The organism is Flavobacterium algicola (genome assembly GCF_022399565.1).
In the GTDB taxonomy this organism is placed as follows: Bacteria; Bacteroidota; Bacteroidia; order Flavobacteriales; family Flavobacteriaceae; genus Flavobacterium; species Flavobacterium algicola.
Genome location: NZ_JAJTUT010000005.1, coordinates 1 through 16,329, shown reverse-complemented (window position 1 = coordinate 16,329; position 16,329 = coordinate 1). Strand labels below are relative to the sequence as shown.

The window sequence follows — 16,329 nt, the reverse complement described above, 5'->3', positions numbered from 1 at the left end:
GCGTAACCGAAAGGCCAAAGGAGTAGGATTATTATAAAATACAATACGATGGGAATTTTTTCAGCAATATTAGGAAATGCGGGTACAGTTAGTCAAGAGGATTTGCAAAAAGATTACGGCAAATTGCTAATTGAAGGAGAGCAAATTGAATTGGGATTTAAACTAATTAGAGATACATTTATCTTTACAACTAAAAGATTGATTCTAGTAGATAAACAAGGATTGACAGGTAATAAAATAGAATACAAATCAGTTTCATATAAAAGCATATCAAGATTTAGTATTGAAACAGCAGGAACATTTGATCTGGATGCAGAATTGAAAATATGGGTTTCGAGTGAACAAATGCCAAGTATCAAAAAGCAATTTAATAAATCAGTAAATGTTTATGATGTGCACAATGTACTGGCAGCCCATGTACTGAAATAAAAGAGTACGAGTAGTTTTTATCATAGCAAAAAAGGTTCTGAGATATTTTTTTCTCAGAACCTTTTTAATTTTTTTTTATAACGAAAGCCTAAAAATCAATTTTCTTCTTACGCAATTCAAAGTTTTGACCTAGATAGACTCTACGCACCATTTCGTCTTCAACTAACTCTTCAGGTACTCCTGCTTTTAATATCCCACCTTCAAACATCAAATAGGTTTTGTCGGTAATAGCCAGCGTTTCTTGCACATTATGATCTGTGATAAGAATACCAATGTTTTTATTCTTTAACTGCGCTACAATACGCTGTATGTCTTCTACAGCTACAGGGTCAACTCCCGCAAAAGGTTCGTCTAGTAAAATGAATTTAGGATCGGTCGCTAGACATCGGGCAATTTCAGTACGACGGCGTTCACCACCCGACAGTAAGTCGCCACGATTTGTTCGTATATGTTCCAAACTAAATTCTTCGATAAGACTTTCCATTTTAGCAACTTGCTCCTCTTTAGAAAGTTTTGTAAGCTGCAAAACACTCAGGATATTATCTTCGATACTTAGTTTTCTAAAAACAGACGCCTCTTGAGCCAAATAGCCAATTCCTTGCTGAGCACGTTTGTACATAGGATAATCTGTAATGTCCAAATCGTCGAGATAAATATTACCTGCATTAGGTTTTACCAATCCTACAATCATGTAAAAAGAGGTTGTTTTTCCGGCTCCATTAGGACCTAGTAAACCTACGATTTCTCCCTGATTTACCTCTACCGAAATACCTTTTACAACACTTCTTCCTTTATATGTTTTTATTAAATTATCAGCTCTTAAAATCATGGTATATGTTTGAGTGTTCTAATTTTCTGTATTTAGACATTACAAATAAACGAATAAACTACAGCATTTAATCATAAATATATGTTACGATTGATTTTCTTTCTTATGTACTAGCACAGATAAAAAGATACTAGCTTCGTAAATTAATAACATCGGTAACGCTACGATTGTTTGACTCACAACGTCTGGTGGTGTAACAATGGCAGCAATAATTAGTACCAATACAATGGCATATTTGCGATAATCTCTCAAGAATTTCGGATTAACAAGTCCAAGCTTTGTCAAGAAATAAATGATGATAGGCATCTCAAAAAACAAACCACTAGCAATCACAGATGTTTTTACCATACCGATATACGAGTCTAATGTGAATTGATTTAGTACGACGCTACTTACTGTAAACGTTGCAACAAAATTTACAGACATCGGAATTACGATGAAATAACCAAATAGAACTCCTAGGAAGAAAAGTAGCGAGGAGAAAAATATAAAAACTTTAGCGTTTTTCTTCTCGTTGTCATAAAGTGCAGGGCTAATAAATTTCCATATTTCCCACAATATGAAGGGGAAAGCCAAAATAAAACCAGCCAGAAGACAAATCCAGATGAATACATTTACTTGCCCTTCCATTTCCGTATTTTGAATGATAAAAGGCATCTCTGTAACGCAAATGCTTTCTGCAAAACCTATTTGGTGTGATAGCTCACACATGTATGTATAAGTGAAAAATGAGGGTCTTGTTGGACCAAAAATAATGGTATCGAAAAGATAGTCACTTATAAAATAAGTTAATATTGCCATGATAATAATAGCAATTGTGCTTCGTACCAATAACCATCTCAAATCTTCTAGATGATCCAAAAAGGACATCTCGTTTAGGTTTTTCTTTGCCATTATATAATTCCTTCTTTTAAAATATCGTGTAAATGTAGTACTCCTTTGTATTCTTTATCGTCCACAACAATCAGTTGTGTGATTTTAAAATCTTCTAAAATATTCAGTGCTTCAGCAACCATAGTTTGAGACTGAATCAATTTTGGGTTTTTAGTCATAATGTCTTTTGCAGTCAAATCGGCAAAAGTATCGCGGTCACTCAACATTCTACGAATGTCTCCATCGGTAATAATTCCAATAACTTGATTGTCTTCTACAACGGCAGTAACCCCTAACCTTTTTTCTGAAATTTCAAAAATTACTTGCTTGATAGAAGCATCGGGTGCTACAATAGGTTTTAGTGTATGCTCCAACATATCGCTCACTTTAAGTAAGAGCTTCTTACCAAGTGCACCACCTGGGTGATAGACTGCAAAATCTTCGGGTTTAAAGTCCCTAAGTTCCATTAGGCAAACAGCAAGTGCGTCTCCCATTACTAGTTGAGCAGTTGTGCTGTTGGTTGGAGCCAGATTAATAGGGCAGGCTTCTTGGTCTACAGTAGTATTCAAAACAAAGTCAGAACCTTTTGCCAAGAATGAAGTCATATTTCCAGTTATAGCGATTAAAGTATTGCCAAAGCGCTTTAATAAAGGCACTAATACTTTTATCTCGGGACTATTACCACTTTTAGAAATGCAGATAATCACATCCTCATTTTGTACCATGCCTAGATCACCATGAATGGCTTCAGCAGCATGCAGAAATAATGATGGTGTTCCAGTTGAATTAAATGTTGCTACCAGTTTCTGTGCAATGATGGCGCTCTTACCTATACCTGTGACAATTAGCCTTCCCTTAGACTTGAAAATGGCTTGTGTAGCGTCATAAAAACTGTCATTAAGGAAATTGGTTAAGTTGGCAATTGCATCACTTTCAGATAAAATTGTTTTCTTGGCAATTGCCAATATATTTTCTTTTGTTATCAAAACAGAATGGTTAAAATTTGTAATTATGAAAGAAATGTTTATCTTTATAAGGTGCAAATTTAGATAAAATACCATATAATAAAGAATGAATTCAAACGAAATTGATATCCATAAGGAATTAAAGAAATATTTTGGTTTTAGCCAATTTAAAGGACTGCAAGAACAGGTAATTAAAAGTTTGCTCAATAAGCAGAATACATTTGTAATTATGCCCACCGGCGGAGGTAAATCCCTTTGCTATCAATTGCCCGCTTTAACAAGAGAAGGAACTGCGATTGTAGTGTCTCCTTTAATTGCTTTAATGAAAAATCAAGTTGATGCTATTCGAAGTTTGTCATCAGAGAATGGTGTAGCGCATGTTCTAAATTCCTCTTTAACAAAAACAGAAATCACACAAGTCAAAAAAGATATAACTTCTGGTTTGACAAAGTTGCTTTACGTCGCTCCTGAATCTTTGACGAAAGAAGAGAATGTTAATTTTCTAAAAAGTGTTACGATATCATTTGTAGCTATAGATGAAGCACACTGTATTTCAGAATGGGGTCATGACTTTCGACCAGAATACAGAAATTTAAAAAATATAATCAAACAAATAGGAGATGTGCCAATTATCGGACTTACCGCTACGGCCACTCCAAAAGTGCAAGAAGACATTCTTAAAAATTTAGACATGTCTGATGCAACAACTTTCAAAGCATCCTTTAACAGGCCCAATCTCTATTATGAGGTACGGACCAAAACTAAAAATGTAGAATCAGACATCATTCGATTTATTCGTCAACATAAGGGGAAATCGGGGGTTATCTATTGTTTAAGCCGTAAAAAAGTAGAAGCAGTAGCAGAGGTTTTAAAGGTAAATGGTATTAGTGCTGTTCCCTATCATGCTGGACTGGATGCTAAGACGAGAGCAAAGCACCAAGACATGTTCCTTATGGAAGATGTAGAAGTAGTGGTTGCAACCATTGCATTTGGAATGGGTATTGACAAGCCAGATGTACGTTTTGTAATTCATCACGATATTCCAAAATCATTAGAAAGTTATTACCAAGAAACAGGTCGCGCAGGACGTGATGGTGGAGAAGGGCATTGCCTTGCATATTATTCTTACAAAGATGTTGAAAAGTTAGAAAAATTCATGTCTGGAAAACCGGTGGCAGAGCAAGAAATTGGTTTTGCTTTACTACAAGAGGTTGTTGCTTATGCGGAGACCTCTATGTCGAGAAGGAAATTCTTGCTTCATTATTTTGGAGAAGAATTCGATGACGAGAATGGAGATGGTGCCGACATGGATGATAATGTACGCAATCCCAAAACAAAAATTGAAGCTCAAGATCAAGTTGTCAAGCTATTAGAAATAGTTAGAGATACTAGGCATATTTATAAATCCAAAGAGATCGTATTTACGTTAATAGGAAGAGTTAATGCTATGATCAAAGCGCACCGTACAGATGTGCAACCCTTTTTTGGAAGCGGTAATAAATTTGACGAAAAATATTGGATGGCATTATTACGTCAAGTTTTAGTGGCAGGTTATTTAGCAAAAGATATTGAGACCTATGGAATTGTAAAGATCAATGACAAGGGATTGGATTTTATAAAAAATCCTTCATCGTTTATGATGTCTGAGGATCATGAATACAATGAAACGGAAGACGAAGCGATAGTTTCAGCTTCGAAAGTTACTGCAGCCATCGATGAAAATCTGATGAACATGTTACGAGAGTTGCGTAAAAAAGAAGCGAAGAAAATTGGAGTTCCGCCTTTTGTAGTTTTCCAGGATCCATCCTTAGAAGATATGGCTCTGAAATATCCAATTTCTGTTGAAGAGTTAGTCAACATTCATGGAGTTGGAGAAGGGAAAGCTAAAAAGTACGGAAAAGAATTTGTAAATTTAATTACGCGATACGTTGAAGACAATGATATTGTTCGCCCAGATGATTTAGTCGTTAAATCTACAGGTACCAACTCGGTAAATAAATTATACATCATCCAAAATATCGATAGAAAGCTATCTCTCGATGATATTGCAAAGGCAAAAGGTTTAACTATGGATTCCTTAATTAAGGAAATGGAGCAAATCGTTTATGCGGGTACCAAGTTAAATATCAAATATTGGATTGATGATTTACTTGATGAGGATCAACAAGAAGAAATTTACGATTACTTCATGGAATCGGAGTCAGATAAAATTGATGGCGCTCTTAAAGAATTTGATGGCGATTATGATATCGATGAACTGCGGTTCATGCGTATTAAGTTTATAAGTGAAGTAGCCAATTAGAAATAAAAAAAAGAAGTTGATATAACTTCTTTTTTTTTTGAAAAAATATAAATTTATAACTGTTAAAAATGTTTTTGAGCATTATCATTCCTACATACAATGAAGCTGCAACGATCGCTTCAATTATTTCTCATTTAAAAGAGAATCTTCGAGAGAAAAAGTATGAAATCATTATCTCAGATGGTGGTAGTACTGATGAGACAGTTACAATCGCAAGGTCAGCAGGTGCACAAGTTTTAATTTCGCCTATTAAGGGTCGCTCCGGACAGATGAATTATGGAGTAAAAAACGCTTCTGGTGATGTTTATTATTTTTTACACGCAGATAGTTTACCAATACCTAGTTTTTACACCGATATAGAACAAGCTATTGGCAAAAATTTTGATTGTGGCAGTTTTAGAACAACGTTTGATAATTCTATGCTATTATTAAAATTTAATGCTTTTTTTACTCGATTTAATTACCTTTTCTTCCGTGGTGGGGACCAAAGTATATTTGTTACCAAAGCATTGTGGGAAAAAGTCGGAACATTTAAAGAAGAAATGCTAATAATGGAAGATTATGATTTCTTGGCTCGAATATGGGAACACGGAAGATTTAAATTAGTTCCCAAAGCGACACTTGTGTCTGCACGTAAGTACGTAGATAATTCTTGGTTAACTGTCCAGTTAGCAAATCTTGAAATTGTTAAAATGTATAAAAAAGGGGCAACCCAAAACGAAATGTTGACCAAATATAAAGAACTTTTAAGTTATAGAAAAAATGCATTTTAAGAATAAGATTGTTTGGATCACGGGAGCATCTTCTGGGATCGGTAAAGAACTTGCTTACCAACTTTCTCGGCAAGGTGCAATTTTAATTTTGACAGCTACAAATAAATCAGCCTTGGAGCAGTTAAAAGTAGAGTTAGCAAATTCTAAAGTTGATATCTTACCGTTTGATTTACTTAAAATAGATGCTATTCCTCAGTTGGTTTCTGATGCTATCGCAATAAACGGACAAATCGATTTTGTAATTCAAAGTGCAGGACAAAGCCAGCGATCAATGGCAGTAGATACTGGAATGGGAGTTTACGAACGACTGATGAATTTAAATTACTTCGCTCCTGTAGCCTTAACGCAAGCAATACTTCCACATTTTATTAAACGGGATGCAGGCAGTATGACAGTTATAAGTAGTATAGCTGGATTAATTGGCTTTCCTTTACGGTCGAGTTATTCAGCATCAAAGCATGCCATTAAAGGATATTTAGAAACATTACAATGTGAAATTTATAAAACCAATATCCATGTTTCTATCGTATATCCTGGTAGGATAAATACAGATATATCAAAAAATGCTTTATCAGGTGATGGTCAGCGATTTGGAGATACAGATGAAAATAGCGATGCTGGAATGGAAGTTGATCTTTGTGTAAAAAAAATAATATCAGGAATTTTGAAAAAGAAAAAAGTGATATACATTTTAAAAGCGGAAAGATTATTATTTTGGCTATGGTGGTTTATTCCAAATTTATACTATAAAATAGCCCATAAAAAAGGGGTTCAGTAATCGATTAAAAATTAAATTAAGAATGCATCAGTATCTATCAGGAATACAACAAATTGGAATCGGAGTAAAAAACGCTGAAAAGGCAATGCATACCTACAAGCATTTGTTTGGAATGGACGTTCTTATCTTTAATGATGAAGCCGAAGCAAGATTGATGACTCAGTACACAGGAGGTAAAGTTTACAATAGACAAGCGATATTAACTATGAACTTACAAGGAGGTGGCGGTCTAGAGATATGGCAATATTTAGACCGAACTCCTGAAGAAAACAACCTAATAGCTTTTGGCGATTTAGGTATCTATGCTGCTATTTTAAAATCGCAAGACATTACGAAATCCCATGCGAGATTATCTGCCGTTAAAGATGTAAAGGTTTCAGAAATTATTAATTGTGAACACAGTGGTATTTGCTTTTGGGTTACTGATAGTTGCAATAATAAGTTCAAGATCATTCCGACTGAGAATTGGTTTCAGACTGGATTGCATGATTTAGGAGGCGTAGTAGGAGGAGTCATTGGTGTAAGTAATATGGAAAAATCGCTCGCTTTCTATAAAAACTGTATCGGACTCGATGTTGTTTTATATGATTTTGAATATTCCGAACTTAATACTACTTATAGGAAAGTTGGGATAAGAAAGAAAGCTACAGGTAAAGGAGCTTTTAATGAGTTGTTGGGTGATGTTACCATAGAATTGGTGCAAGCATTAAATAAAGCAACCAAAAAGATTTATGAAAATAGATATTGGGGAGATTGCGGATTTATACATCTGTGCTTTGATGTACTAGATATGGATAGTCTAAAAAGTCATTTAGAAATGAATAATTGTAGCCTTTCTGTGGATAGTAGTAACAGTTTTGAAATGGATAATGCATCGGGTAGATTTTGTTATATCGAAGATCCAGATGGCACATTAATTGAGCTTGTAGAAACACACAAAGTACCAATACTAAAAAAAATCGGATGGTATTTGGATCTAAGAAAACGTAATATAGAAAAGCCTCTTCCAAAGTGGATGATAAAATTACTAGCAATTAGTAAGGTAAAATAAATCAGTTTGCTTTATAAGCACTATAGCAGTATGCCGTCAATGGAAAACTAATAAATAGGAATAGCCCAATTTTAAAATTCAGTAGCAGCCCTGCAATTATAGCCACTATTGTTACCATCACTGGATAGCAAATTAATAATAAACCAAAAAGAACTGAATCATAGAAAACAGTATTTTTGGTTTTTTTACGCGTTATATTTTTAAAAATAGTATAAAACCAATGATTAAGAGCATAACCAATAAGCGCTGGTACGGAAAGACCGATCTTTTTCAATCCTGATTTTCTTAATTCGAATAGTTGAACAGTAACTTTTGTAGATTGTAAAATCATCTTTTCTAGAATTCCATTTCGTAACTGGGAATTAAAGGAGTTATAAAAAACACTTTCTTTCAAGTCAGAATCACTTTCGATAAAAAACTCCTTATTAAAATGTAATAGAATATCTTTTGGGTTCTTAGTAAAAGAAGAGTAATTGATGTTGGCTGGTTGAATTTTTAAATCGTGTATGTTATCTTTCAAGGCCATCAATGCTAATCTAGCTGTTCCTTTCTTTATAGGACGCAATTGCCATTCGTTGACACATAAACCTTCTGAAAATATTAAAATGGTTTTATTTTGTTTAAATAGTGATATGCATCTTTCGAATGTTGCCTCATTTTTACTTAAATTGCTTTTTCCTTCACTTAATCTGTAGATTGGAATTAAATGAATAGCGTTTAAAAATTTCGCAGCAAGTGGATTCTTAAAAGCATCTCCACGTGCCAAAAAATAGATTGGTTTGGGATAGTTAACAGCGATGACTATAGCATCAAAAAATGAATTGGGATGATTTGATGCTATTATCTTTGGAGAATCGTATGACGTGTTTGAATCAAAATGTACTACGGTCTTACCACAATAAATTTTCAACGCAAGTTTTGCTCCAGTTTTAAAAAAGTAATACAAATTAGATAGATGTTTAATTAACTCAGTTTGTGATCTGTAAATCGTTCAATTGTACTACAGGAAGTTATCAATATCCAATGTCCAGTCATAGTATTTATAACTTAATTTAGGCTTAGCGTCTTCTGGGATAATATTGAATTTTCTGCAAATTTCCCAAACACCTCTCTTATTTCCAAAATCTCCTCTAAACCAGCTCATCAAAGCAGGTACAATTAATTTATCTGTTTTCGCATCATAGGATGAATTTGCTTTTAAATATTTGTCTGTTGATGCGTCCAACTGTTTATCAAGGTTTTTTGCGTCATAAATTCCAACTGGAGGACAACTTTTTGCACCACAATTTAAGCTAAAATGAATGCGGTAGTCTACATCTTCAACTCGAAATTTACGTTCTAATTTAGATGGAAAAATTTTGTGTAAAGCACCCAAACTCCATTTAATGCTAGACCTTCTTAGAAAATCATGTTCAATATTGTCAAGACTCACCTTGTTACCGGCAATAGTAAATTGTTCAGATTTGAAAAATGCACCTCGATCCTTATATTGATCAGGATTTTTACGTAAAGAAATATTAGTAAAGGCATTATAAACATTTATAAAAAAAGCTTTCTTTTCGGTGTCACTTTTTAACTGCTCTAATAAAATAGTTTCATCAGCCTTAGCAATGATATCCATCAATTCAGATTCTTTTCCGTTTTGACTTTTTGCAGATGCGACAAGTTTACTTGAAATCCCTACATAATCAATAGTTTGGGAGAAACCGAGAGGCATAATAAGTAGTAGCAATATAGCTGATAGTAAATTTTTCATGATTGTGTTTTTATTAATATACGTAATATCACTGTTATGGTTTTTATTTTGGTTAAAATTGTAAAGATAGATAGGTTCTACAAAATGTTATACCGTCATATCTATCTACATTTATTACGTCTTTACAGTCACATTTTATAAAGTATACAATTCAGCTCGGTGAGGTTTCAAATTGTCACGTACTTGTAACATATGCTCATCAGTTACTACCATAAAAGCAATCGCATGCATTTCATTCTTAACTTCAAAGCCAGTGATATTCAATTCAATTTTTTCAATTGTTATGTATTCTTTTAGATGAATTTCATGATGTTCGGCAGTTTTTTCACTTGCAGGGCCACGAAAATCCCAAATCATTTTTATTTTTCTAGACATAAGTATGCTTCCTATTATTTTTAAAATCAAAGATACAAAGACTAGTGCTATGTGAAATAATGAAAATGGAATTCTTTATAAAGAATAGAAATTCGATTCAATATACTATTTTTGTGCTTTCATGCTGTTTTCGAAATTCGAAAATTTAACAAGCAATAAGTAACCAATTCATAAAATGCCTCAAGAACTTCTTATACAAGTCACTCCAGAGATTGCCAGTAACGATTCTTTATTAAAAGATTTTATCAGCAAAAAATCTCACATACCTTTTGCCGAATTACAGCATATTGTCATTCTCAAACGCTCTATTGACGCCCGTCAGAAAGCAATTAAGATCAATTTGAAAGTGGCTGTTTACACCAAGGGAGAGCTATTTCAAGAAAATAAAATAGAATTACCAGACTACCCTTCTGTTGTTAATGCACAAGAAGTGATTGTTGTTGGTGCAGGTCCGGCCGGACTTTTCGCAGCGTTGCAATTGGTAGAATTAGGTTTAAAACCAATTGTTGTAGAAAGAGGGAAAGATGTCAAAGGGCGTAGACGTGATTTGAAAGCGATAAATAGAGATCATATTGTAAATGAAGATTCGAATTATTGCTTTGGAGAGGGTGGAGCAGGTACTTACTCTGATGGAAAACTATATACACGCTCTAAAAAAAGAGGTGATGTTACTCGCATTTTAGAATTGTTAGTGGCATTTGGGGCTACACCAGATATATTGGTAGAGGCACATCCACATATAGGAACCAATAAATTGCCGCAAATTATTCAAGACATTCGAGAAAAAATAATAGCGTGTGGTGGGAAAGTGCTTTTTGAAACAAGAGTTACAGATATATTGACTAAAAATAATGAAATAGAAGGTATTGTTACGCAAGCAGGAGAGACTATACTGGCTAATAAATTAATATTAGCAACAGGACATTCTGCTCGTGATGTATTTGAACTATTAGATAGAAAGAAAATATTTATCGAAGCCAAAGCATTTGCTCTAGGCGTGCGTGCCGAACATCCTCAATCATTGATTGATCAAATTCAATACAACTGCGATTTTAGAGGAGAACTTTTACCTCCCGCTCCTTATAGTATAGTGAAACAGGTGGGCGGTCGTGGCATGTACTCATTTTGTATGTGTCCTGGAGGAGTCATCGCGCCATGTGCAACAAGCCCAGGAGAAGTAGTGACAAATGGTTGGTCTCCGTCAAAAAGAGATCAGGCAACTGCAAATTCGGGAATTGTTATCGAATTAAAATTGGAAGACTTCAAACCTTTTGAAAAATTTGGAGCTTTGGCAGGAATGGAATTTCAAAAAAGTATTGAGCAAAAAGCTTGGCATTTGGCAGGAGAAAGTCAAAAGGTTCCCGCACAACGAATGATCGATTTTGTACAGAATAAAGTATCTTCTGAAATTCCCAAGACATCATACGTCCCAGGCACAACTTCTGTAGAGATGGGGCAGGTATTCCCAGGTTTTTTAAGTCAGATTCTAAGAGAAGGATTCTCTGAATTTGGAAAATCGATGAAAGGCTATTTGACAAATGAAGCGATTCTTCATGCGCCCGAATCCAGAACTTCATCACCAGTTCGTATTCCTCGTGACGGCCTTACATTGGAGCACCTTCAAATTAAGGGTTTGTATCCTTGTGGCGAAGGAGCAGGATATGCAGGTGGGATAATTTCTGCTGCGATTGATGGTGAAAAATGTGCACTTATGATTGCAAAAAGTCTAAATAAACAATAGTTAAATTTCGTTATCCCTTTAGTAACCCTCAAACAATAGCAGATCTTTTTGTATTTTTGTGAGGCTAAAAATAATTATGATAGAAGAAAATGTAATATTAGTTAATGAAAAAGACGAACAGATTGGCTTAATGCCAAAGCTTGAAGCGCATGAAAAAGCCCTCTTGCATCGTGCTTTTTCGGTCTTTATCTTAAATGATAGAAATGAGATCATGCTCCAGCAGCGTGCCGCTCATAAATACCATTCTCCATTACTGTGGACAAATACTTGTTGCAGCCATCAACGGGAAGGTGAAACAAATTTGCAAGCGGGAACACGCAGGCTGTTTGAAGAAATGGGCTTTCAGACCGATTTAAAAGAATTGTTTCACTTTATATACAAAGCGCCTTTTGATAATGGTTTAACAGAACATGAATTAGATCATGTAATGATAGGTCATTATAATGAAGAGCCAAATATTAACGTTGATGAAGCCGAAAGTTGGAAATGGATGAGTATCGGAGCAGTGCAGGAAGACATGAAAAATCATCCGGAACTTTATACTGTCTGGTTCAAAATCATTTTTGAAGAGTTTTATCATTTTCTTGAAGATCACAAAATCTAATTAAAGCTACCTTAGATTGGAAGTTTTGTTTGTTTAAAAAATAGTATTCCTATATATGAAAGTAACAATAAGTAGAAAAGCACACTTCAACGCTGCACATCGATTGTATCGTAAAGATTGGTCTTTTGAAAAAAACGATGCCATATTTGGAAAATGTAACAATCCTAGTTTTCATGGACACAACTATGAACTTATCGTGAGTGTTACAGGAGCCATTGATCCCGAAACTGGTTTTGTTATGGATGTAAAAATCTTGGCAGATATCATTAAGGAAGAAGTTGAAAATCCATTCGATCATAAAAATCTAAATATTGATGTTCCCGAATTTCAAGATTTAAACCCAACTGCAGAAAATATTGTCGTCGTGATCTGGAATAAAATTCGAAAAAGAATTCAACTTGAATTTGATTTGGAAGTTGTTTTATATGAAACACCGCGTAATTTTGTAACCTATAGAGGGGAATAATGATTTTAAAAGTCGGCGACAAAGCACCCCATTTTAGTTCGAAAGATATTCATGGAAAAAATTTTGAAAGTCAATCCATAATAGAGAAAAAGGTTTTAGTGCTTTACTTTTATCCAAAAAATAATACCGCAATTTGTACAGCACAAGCCTGTAGCTTTAGAGATAGTTATCAGGATTTTCAAAATCTAGGTGCAGATGTAATTGGTGTTAGCAGTGATGACGTTGCTTCTCATCAAGAATTTGCAAACAAATTTAAGCTACCTTTTCTTTTATTATCTGATGAAAGTCAGGAAATAAAGAAAAAATATGGTGTATCTTCACATTTTTTTGGTTTCTTGTCAAATAGAATAACATTTGTTATTGACGACGACGGAATAATTCAAATGATTTTCGATTCAGTTTTAGGAAAAAATCATATTTCAAAAGCATTACAGAAAGTAAAAGAATTAATTAATATTAAAAATAACAAGACATGAATCTTTATCCATTACAATTTGAGCCAATCTTAAAGGAAAGAATCTGGGGAGGAGAAAAGTTAAAAACAGTACTTAATAAATCGATTACTTCTAACATCACAGGAGAGAGTTGGGAGTTATCTGATGTGAAGGGAGATGTAAGTGTAGTGGCAAATGGTGACTTAGCTGGAAAATCATTGACAGAATTGATTGAAGTAAATCCAAATGAAATCTTAGGGACAAATGTACATGAGAAATTTGGTACCGACTTTCCTTTGTTGTTTAAATATTTAGATGCGAAACAAGATTTATCTATTCAAGTTCACCCAAATGATGCATTGGCAAAAGAACGTCACAACTCTTTTGGTAAAACTGAAATGTGGTATATTATGCAAGCCGATGAAGACGCTAGAATCATTGTCGGATTTAAAGAAGATTCAAATGCAAAAGAGTATGTAGAAAATCTGGAGAACAAAACTCTTTTAAATATATTAGACACAGTAGCGGTAAAAAAAGGAGATGTATTTTTTCTAGAGACAGGCACAGTTCATGCAATAGGAGCAGGGCTTGTAGTAGCAGAAATTCAGCAAACTTCAGATATAACTTATCGTCTATATGACTTTGATAGGGTAGATGCTAGTGGTAATACCAGAGAGCTACATGTTGATTTGGCTTTAGATGCAATCAATTACAATAAGGTAGATACATTTAAAAGTTATAGTGATACCGTTAATGAGTCAAATACAATTGTTGATTGTAAATATTTCACGACTAATTCAATTCCTTTGGATGGTGTTGTGACGATTGATAAGACAGGTGAAACTTTTACAGTGTACATGTGTATCGAAGGAGCATTTGAGATTACGGCTAATAATCAAAAGTATAACTTCCAGAAAGGTAACACAGTACTTATTCCAGCTGGTTTGAAGAACTATGAATTAAGCGGAAAAGCTTCTCTTTTAGAAATTTACATTTCATAGTAGGGAATAGAAAGATTATGTGTATTTTTGCACACGCAAATTAAAATTAAAAAAAAAATGGCAAACGTTAAGAATTTAAAAAAAGACATCAACTACGTTTTAGGTGATATTATTGAAGCAGTTTATTTATTCGAAATTTCTACTTCAGGAAAACCAACTGATGAAACGAACAATTTGATTGATGAAGCTATCGCTGCATTCGATGTTTTGATCGCAAAAGTGAACGCTAAGAACGTTGAAAATAAAAAAGCACATTTCAAACAAATCAATGTTGAATTGGAACAAACTGCAAATCAATTAATTGCAAAAATCAACGATTTGTAGTCAATAAAATTACGGAAAATTGTAAAAATATTTTGGTAAATTCAAAATCATGTATATCTTTGCACCCGTAATGAGACGCCAGCGTAGCTCAGTTGGCTAGAGCAGCTGATTTGTAATCAGCAGGTCGTGGGTTCGAGTCCCTCCGCCGGCTCATCGTAAAACCATCTAACTTTTGTTAGGTGGTTTTTTTATTTTAAAACTGTTTGTTTGTTGTTTTATTATGATAGTTAATCATACTGTAATGCTTAAAAAGCGGCTTCAAAAATAATTTTAAAAAAAATTAAACGTTTTGTTGCATCTTTCAAAATGATGCTTATATTTGCACCCGAAATGAGACGCCAGCGTAGCTCAGTTGGCTAGAGCAGCTGATTTGTAATCAGCAGGTCGTGGGTTCGAGTCCCTCCGCCGGCTCATCGTAAAACCATCTAACTTTTGTTAGGTGGTTTTTTTGTTTTTAGTCAGGTCAGTTTGTTGTATTTCTGGACTGGAATCTATGACATCTTCCTTTTTAATTTTTCAGTCGATTGTTTTTGTTGGTTTAAGTTTTTAAAGCCTTGCGCATTTCTTGGTTTTGTATTTCTATCAATCTATCTGTTTTTTTGTCTAATCTTGTTGATTTTAAGTTCTGTTTCTTTTCAGGAGCAGAGAGATTAGTTTTTGTCAGTAAGCATCGTCCCGCTATCCGTTGTATCTGTTGTTTATGCTATCGCAACACAACAGGATGTCACTTCTATCGGGGCTAAGAGAGTAGATTTGGTTTATTTAGAAGTATAGTGTTTGGTATCATGGAGAACAAAATATAGGCATTCGATAATTGTACCTTTATATATAGTAGCAGAAACTAACCCCAGAATATTTTTCTAGATCCTATTAGGAGTTGTATATCGAAGTCAAGTCAAATCAAAACTACTTAATCATGCTGTAGGTTTGTAATAAATGGAGGTAATAATCACAATAAACCCAGCAAATGCAAATAACGGATACCTATATATAGGCGATGTTGCAATGGAGTAGTGGGGCAAACTAACCCAAACCCACTAAAATAAACTCCAAAATCGTACAAAATTAAAAACAATCAAAACTCAAGTTACACTTTTCCAGCTAATTAAAAAATAGATTAAAAAAAGGTTAAGAAAAAGTATTGAATAACGGTGAAGACTCACTACTTTTGCACCCGCAACAACGAACAAGTTCACTGACACACTGGCAAGCGATACTGATATAAAGGAAGAAATTCTTCTAAAAAAAAATATCAAATAAAGCTTGTGAGATTAAAGTAAACGAATTACTTTTGCACCCCGCAAACGAAGTTCATCGAACACTTTTTATGAATAAAAGTTAAGTGAGGTAAAACAATGAAAGTTATTTGAAAGACTGGTAAGAAAGAATAAGGAAAAAGAGATTCATCTCTTAAAAAAACTTTAAATTTTTCTTGCGAGAAACGAAATAGTTTTCTACTTTTGCACACGCTTCGAGAAACATGTTTAACATGATAACGAAACGAGAAACAAGATAAGAACACGTTCCTAGACATATTGAATTGACAGCCGTTTTAAGAGAGATCTTAAAACAAAAGAATAAGAGTAATAGAATCGAGAGATTCAGAAATAACCACTAGACCTTCAGTC

17 protein-coding genes and 2 tRNA genes are annotated in these 16,329 nt (G+C 34.1%); 13 read left to right on the top strand and 6 right to left on the bottom strand.

Annotated features, from left to right (window positions below; translation table 11 throughout):
* Positions 1-48 precede the first annotated feature (48 nt).
* Entirely contained in the window at positions 49-429 is a 381-nt protein-coding gene (locus tag LXH21_RS15470) for a PH domain-containing protein (protein ID WP_239867982.1), read from the top strand.
* A gap of 88 nt (positions 430-517) precedes the next feature.
* Here the strand turns inward: LXH21_RS15470 and lptB are convergent, their stop codons facing one another.
* From lptB to LXH21_RS15455, 3 genes are all read right to left on the bottom strand, one after another.
* Entirely contained in the window at positions 518-1,258 is a 741-nt protein-coding gene (gene lptB / locus LXH21_RS15465; RefSeq protein WP_239867979.1) for an LPS export ABC transporter ATP-binding protein, read from the bottom strand.
* A gap of 84 nt (positions 1,259-1,342) precedes the next feature.
* Positions 1,343-2,152 carry a twin-arginine translocase subunit TatC gene (tatC, locus tag LXH21_RS15460; protein WP_239867976.1) on the bottom strand — a complete coding sequence of 270 codons (810 nt, stop codon included), beginning with the start codon at positions 2,150-2,152 and terminating at the stop codon, positions 1,343-1,345.
* Positions 2,152-3,117, bottom strand: a complete 966-nt coding sequence (locus LXH21_RS15455) for a KpsF/GutQ family sugar-phosphate isomerase (protein ID WP_239867974.1) — start codon at positions 3,115-3,117, stop codon at positions 2,152-2,154. Before LXH21_RS15455 ends, tatC begins: the two co-directional genes overlap by 1 nt.
* 85 nt (positions 3,118-3,202) lie before the next feature.
* On the opposite strand from LXH21_RS15455, the gene LXH21_RS15450 reads away from it, so the two are divergent.
* The 4 genes from LXH21_RS15450 (at position 3,203) to LXH21_RS15435 (ending at position 8,000) form a co-directional block, all read left to right on the top strand.
* Positions 3,203-5,398, top strand: coding sequence for an ATP-dependent DNA helicase RecQ (locus LXH21_RS15450; RefSeq protein ID WP_239867972.1), 2,196 nt, complete (start codon positions 3,203-3,205; stop codon positions 5,396-5,398).
* 74 nt (positions 5,399-5,472) lie between these two features.
* Complete coding sequence (locus LXH21_RS15445) at positions 5,473-6,171, top strand: TIGR04283 family arsenosugar biosynthesis glycosyltransferase (RefSeq protein ID WP_239867970.1); 699 nt, start codon at positions 5,473-5,475, stop codon at positions 6,169-6,171.
* The gene (locus tag LXH21_RS15440; RefSeq protein WP_239867968.1) at positions 6,161-6,949 is read left to right on the top strand and encodes an SDR family oxidoreductase; all 789 of its coding nucleotides are present in this window, start codon (positions 6,161-6,163) and stop codon (positions 6,947-6,949) included. Before LXH21_RS15445 ends, LXH21_RS15440 begins: the two co-directional genes overlap by 11 nt.
* 22 nt (positions 6,950-6,971) lie before the next feature.
* Positions 6,972-8,000: a VOC family protein gene (locus LXH21_RS15435; protein ID WP_239867966.1), complete on the top strand. Its 1,029-nt coding sequence runs from the start codon at positions 6,972-6,974 to the stop codon at positions 7,998-8,000.
* Position 8,001: 1 nt separating this feature from the next.
* On the opposite strand, the gene LXH21_RS15430 is transcribed toward LXH21_RS15435, so the two are convergent.
* The 3 genes from LXH21_RS15430 to LXH21_RS15420 all read right to left on the bottom strand — a co-directional run bounded on the left by LXH21_RS15430 (position 8,002) and on the right by LXH21_RS15420 (position 10,131).
* Positions 8,002-8,910 (bottom strand): 1-acyl-sn-glycerol-3-phosphate acyltransferase, encoded by a 909-nt coding sequence (locus tag LXH21_RS15430; protein ID WP_239867964.1) that lies wholly within the window; start codon positions 8,908-8,910, stop codon positions 8,002-8,004.
* 90 nt (positions 8,911-9,000) lie between these two features.
* On the bottom strand, positions 9,001-9,756 hold the full coding sequence (locus tag LXH21_RS15425; RefSeq protein WP_239867961.1) for a DUF547 domain-containing protein: 756 nt from the start codon (positions 9,754-9,756) through the stop codon (positions 9,001-9,003).
* Between the two features lie 135 nt (positions 9,757-9,891).
* Positions 9,892-10,131 (bottom strand): hypothetical protein, encoded by a 240-nt coding sequence (locus LXH21_RS15420; RefSeq protein ID WP_239867959.1) that lies wholly within the window; start codon positions 10,129-10,131, stop codon positions 9,892-9,894.
* A gap of 175 nt (positions 10,132-10,306) precedes the next feature.
* Here LXH21_RS15420 and LXH21_RS15415 point away from each other — a divergent pair, with 175 nt between their 5' ends.
* The 8 genes from LXH21_RS15415 (at position 10,307) to LXH21_RS15380 (ending at position 15,112) form a co-directional block, all read left to right on the top strand.
* Positions 10,307-11,872, top strand: a complete 1,566-nt coding sequence (locus LXH21_RS15415) for an NAD(P)/FAD-dependent oxidoreductase (protein WP_239867957.1) — start codon at positions 10,307-10,309, stop codon at positions 11,870-11,872.
* A 76-nt stretch (positions 11,873-11,948) separates the two neighbouring features.
* The gene (gene idi / locus LXH21_RS15410; protein ID WP_239867953.1) at positions 11,949-12,476 is read left to right on the top strand and encodes an isopentenyl-diphosphate Delta-isomerase; all 528 of its coding nucleotides are present in this window, start codon (positions 11,949-11,951) and stop codon (positions 12,474-12,476) included.
* A gap of 55 nt (positions 12,477-12,531) precedes the next feature.
* On the top strand, positions 12,532-12,942 hold the full coding sequence (locus LXH21_RS15405; RefSeq protein WP_239867950.1) for a 6-pyruvoyl trahydropterin synthase family protein: 411 nt from the start codon (positions 12,532-12,534) through the stop codon (positions 12,940-12,942).
* Positions 12,942-13,418 carry a peroxiredoxin gene (locus tag LXH21_RS15400; protein ID WP_239867947.1) on the top strand — a complete coding sequence of 159 codons (477 nt, stop codon included), beginning with the start codon at positions 12,942-12,944 and terminating at the stop codon, positions 13,416-13,418. Before LXH21_RS15405 ends, LXH21_RS15400 begins: the two co-directional genes overlap by 1 nt.
* Positions 13,415-14,377: a type I phosphomannose isomerase catalytic subunit gene (locus tag LXH21_RS15395; protein ID WP_239867944.1), complete on the top strand. Its 963-nt coding sequence runs from the start codon at positions 13,415-13,417 to the stop codon at positions 14,375-14,377. Before LXH21_RS15400 ends, LXH21_RS15395 begins: the two co-directional genes overlap by 4 nt.
* A 57-nt stretch (positions 14,378-14,434) precedes the next feature.
* On the top strand, positions 14,435-14,701 hold the full coding sequence (locus LXH21_RS15390; RefSeq protein WP_239867941.1) for a hypothetical protein: 267 nt from the start codon (positions 14,435-14,437) through the stop codon (positions 14,699-14,701).
* A 77-nt stretch (positions 14,702-14,778) separates the two neighbouring features.
* Positions 14,779-14,852, top strand: a tRNA-Thr gene (locus LXH21_RS15385).
* Positions 14,853-15,038: 186 nt separating this feature from the next.
* Positions 15,039-15,112 (top strand) — tRNA-Thr (locus LXH21_RS15380).
* The last annotated feature ends 1,217 nt before the right edge of the window (positions 15,113-16,329 follow it).

What these genes read in the sequence shown, in the direction of transcription:
- LXH21_RS15470 (WP_239867982.1), top strand. Translation starts at nt 49, where the DNA reads ATGGGAATTTTTTCAGCAATATTAGGAAATGCGGGTACAGTTAGTCAA.
- lptB (WP_239867979.1), bottom strand. Translation starts at nt 1,258, where the DNA reads ATGATTTTAAGAGCTGATAATTTAATAAAAACATATAAAGGAAGAAGT.
- tatC (WP_239867976.1), bottom strand. Translation starts at nt 2,152, where the DNA reads ATGGCAAAGAAAAACCTAAACGAGATGTCCTTTTTGGATCATCTAGAA.
- LXH21_RS15450 (WP_239867972.1), top strand. Translation starts at nt 3,203, where the DNA reads ATGAATTCAAACGAAATTGATATCCATAAGGAATTAAAGAAATATTTT.
- LXH21_RS15440 (WP_239867968.1), top strand. Translation starts at nt 6,161, where the DNA reads ATGCATTTTAAGAATAAGATTGTTTGGATCACGGGAGCATCTTCTGGG.
- LXH21_RS15435 (WP_239867966.1), top strand. Translation starts at nt 6,972, where the DNA reads ATGCATCAGTATCTATCAGGAATACAACAAATTGGAATCGGAGTAAAA.
- LXH21_RS15425 (WP_239867961.1), bottom strand. Translation starts at nt 9,756, where the DNA reads ATGAAAAATTTACTATCAGCTATATTGCTACTACTTATTATGCCTCTC.
- LXH21_RS15420 (WP_239867959.1), bottom strand. Translation starts at nt 10,131, where the DNA reads ATGTCTAGAAAAATAAAAATGATTTGGGATTTTCGTGGCCCTGCAAGT.
- LXH21_RS15415 (WP_239867957.1), top strand. Translation starts at nt 10,307, where the DNA reads ATGCCTCAAGAACTTCTTATACAAGTCACTCCAGAGATTGCCAGTAAC.
- idi (WP_239867953.1), top strand. Translation starts at nt 11,949, where the DNA reads ATGATAGAAGAAAATGTAATATTAGTTAATGAAAAAGACGAACAGATT.
- LXH21_RS15405 (WP_239867950.1), top strand. Translation starts at nt 12,532, where the DNA reads ATGAAAGTAACAATAAGTAGAAAAGCACACTTCAACGCTGCACATCGA.
- LXH21_RS15400 (WP_239867947.1), top strand. Translation starts at nt 12,942, where the DNA reads ATGATTTTAAAAGTCGGCGACAAAGCACCCCATTTTAGTTCGAAAGAT.
- LXH21_RS15395 (WP_239867944.1), top strand. Translation starts at nt 13,415, where the DNA reads ATGAATCTTTATCCATTACAATTTGAGCCAATCTTAAAGGAAAGAATC.
- LXH21_RS15390 (WP_239867941.1), top strand. Translation starts at nt 14,435, where the DNA reads ATGGCAAACGTTAAGAATTTAAAAAAAGACATCAACTACGTTTTAGGT.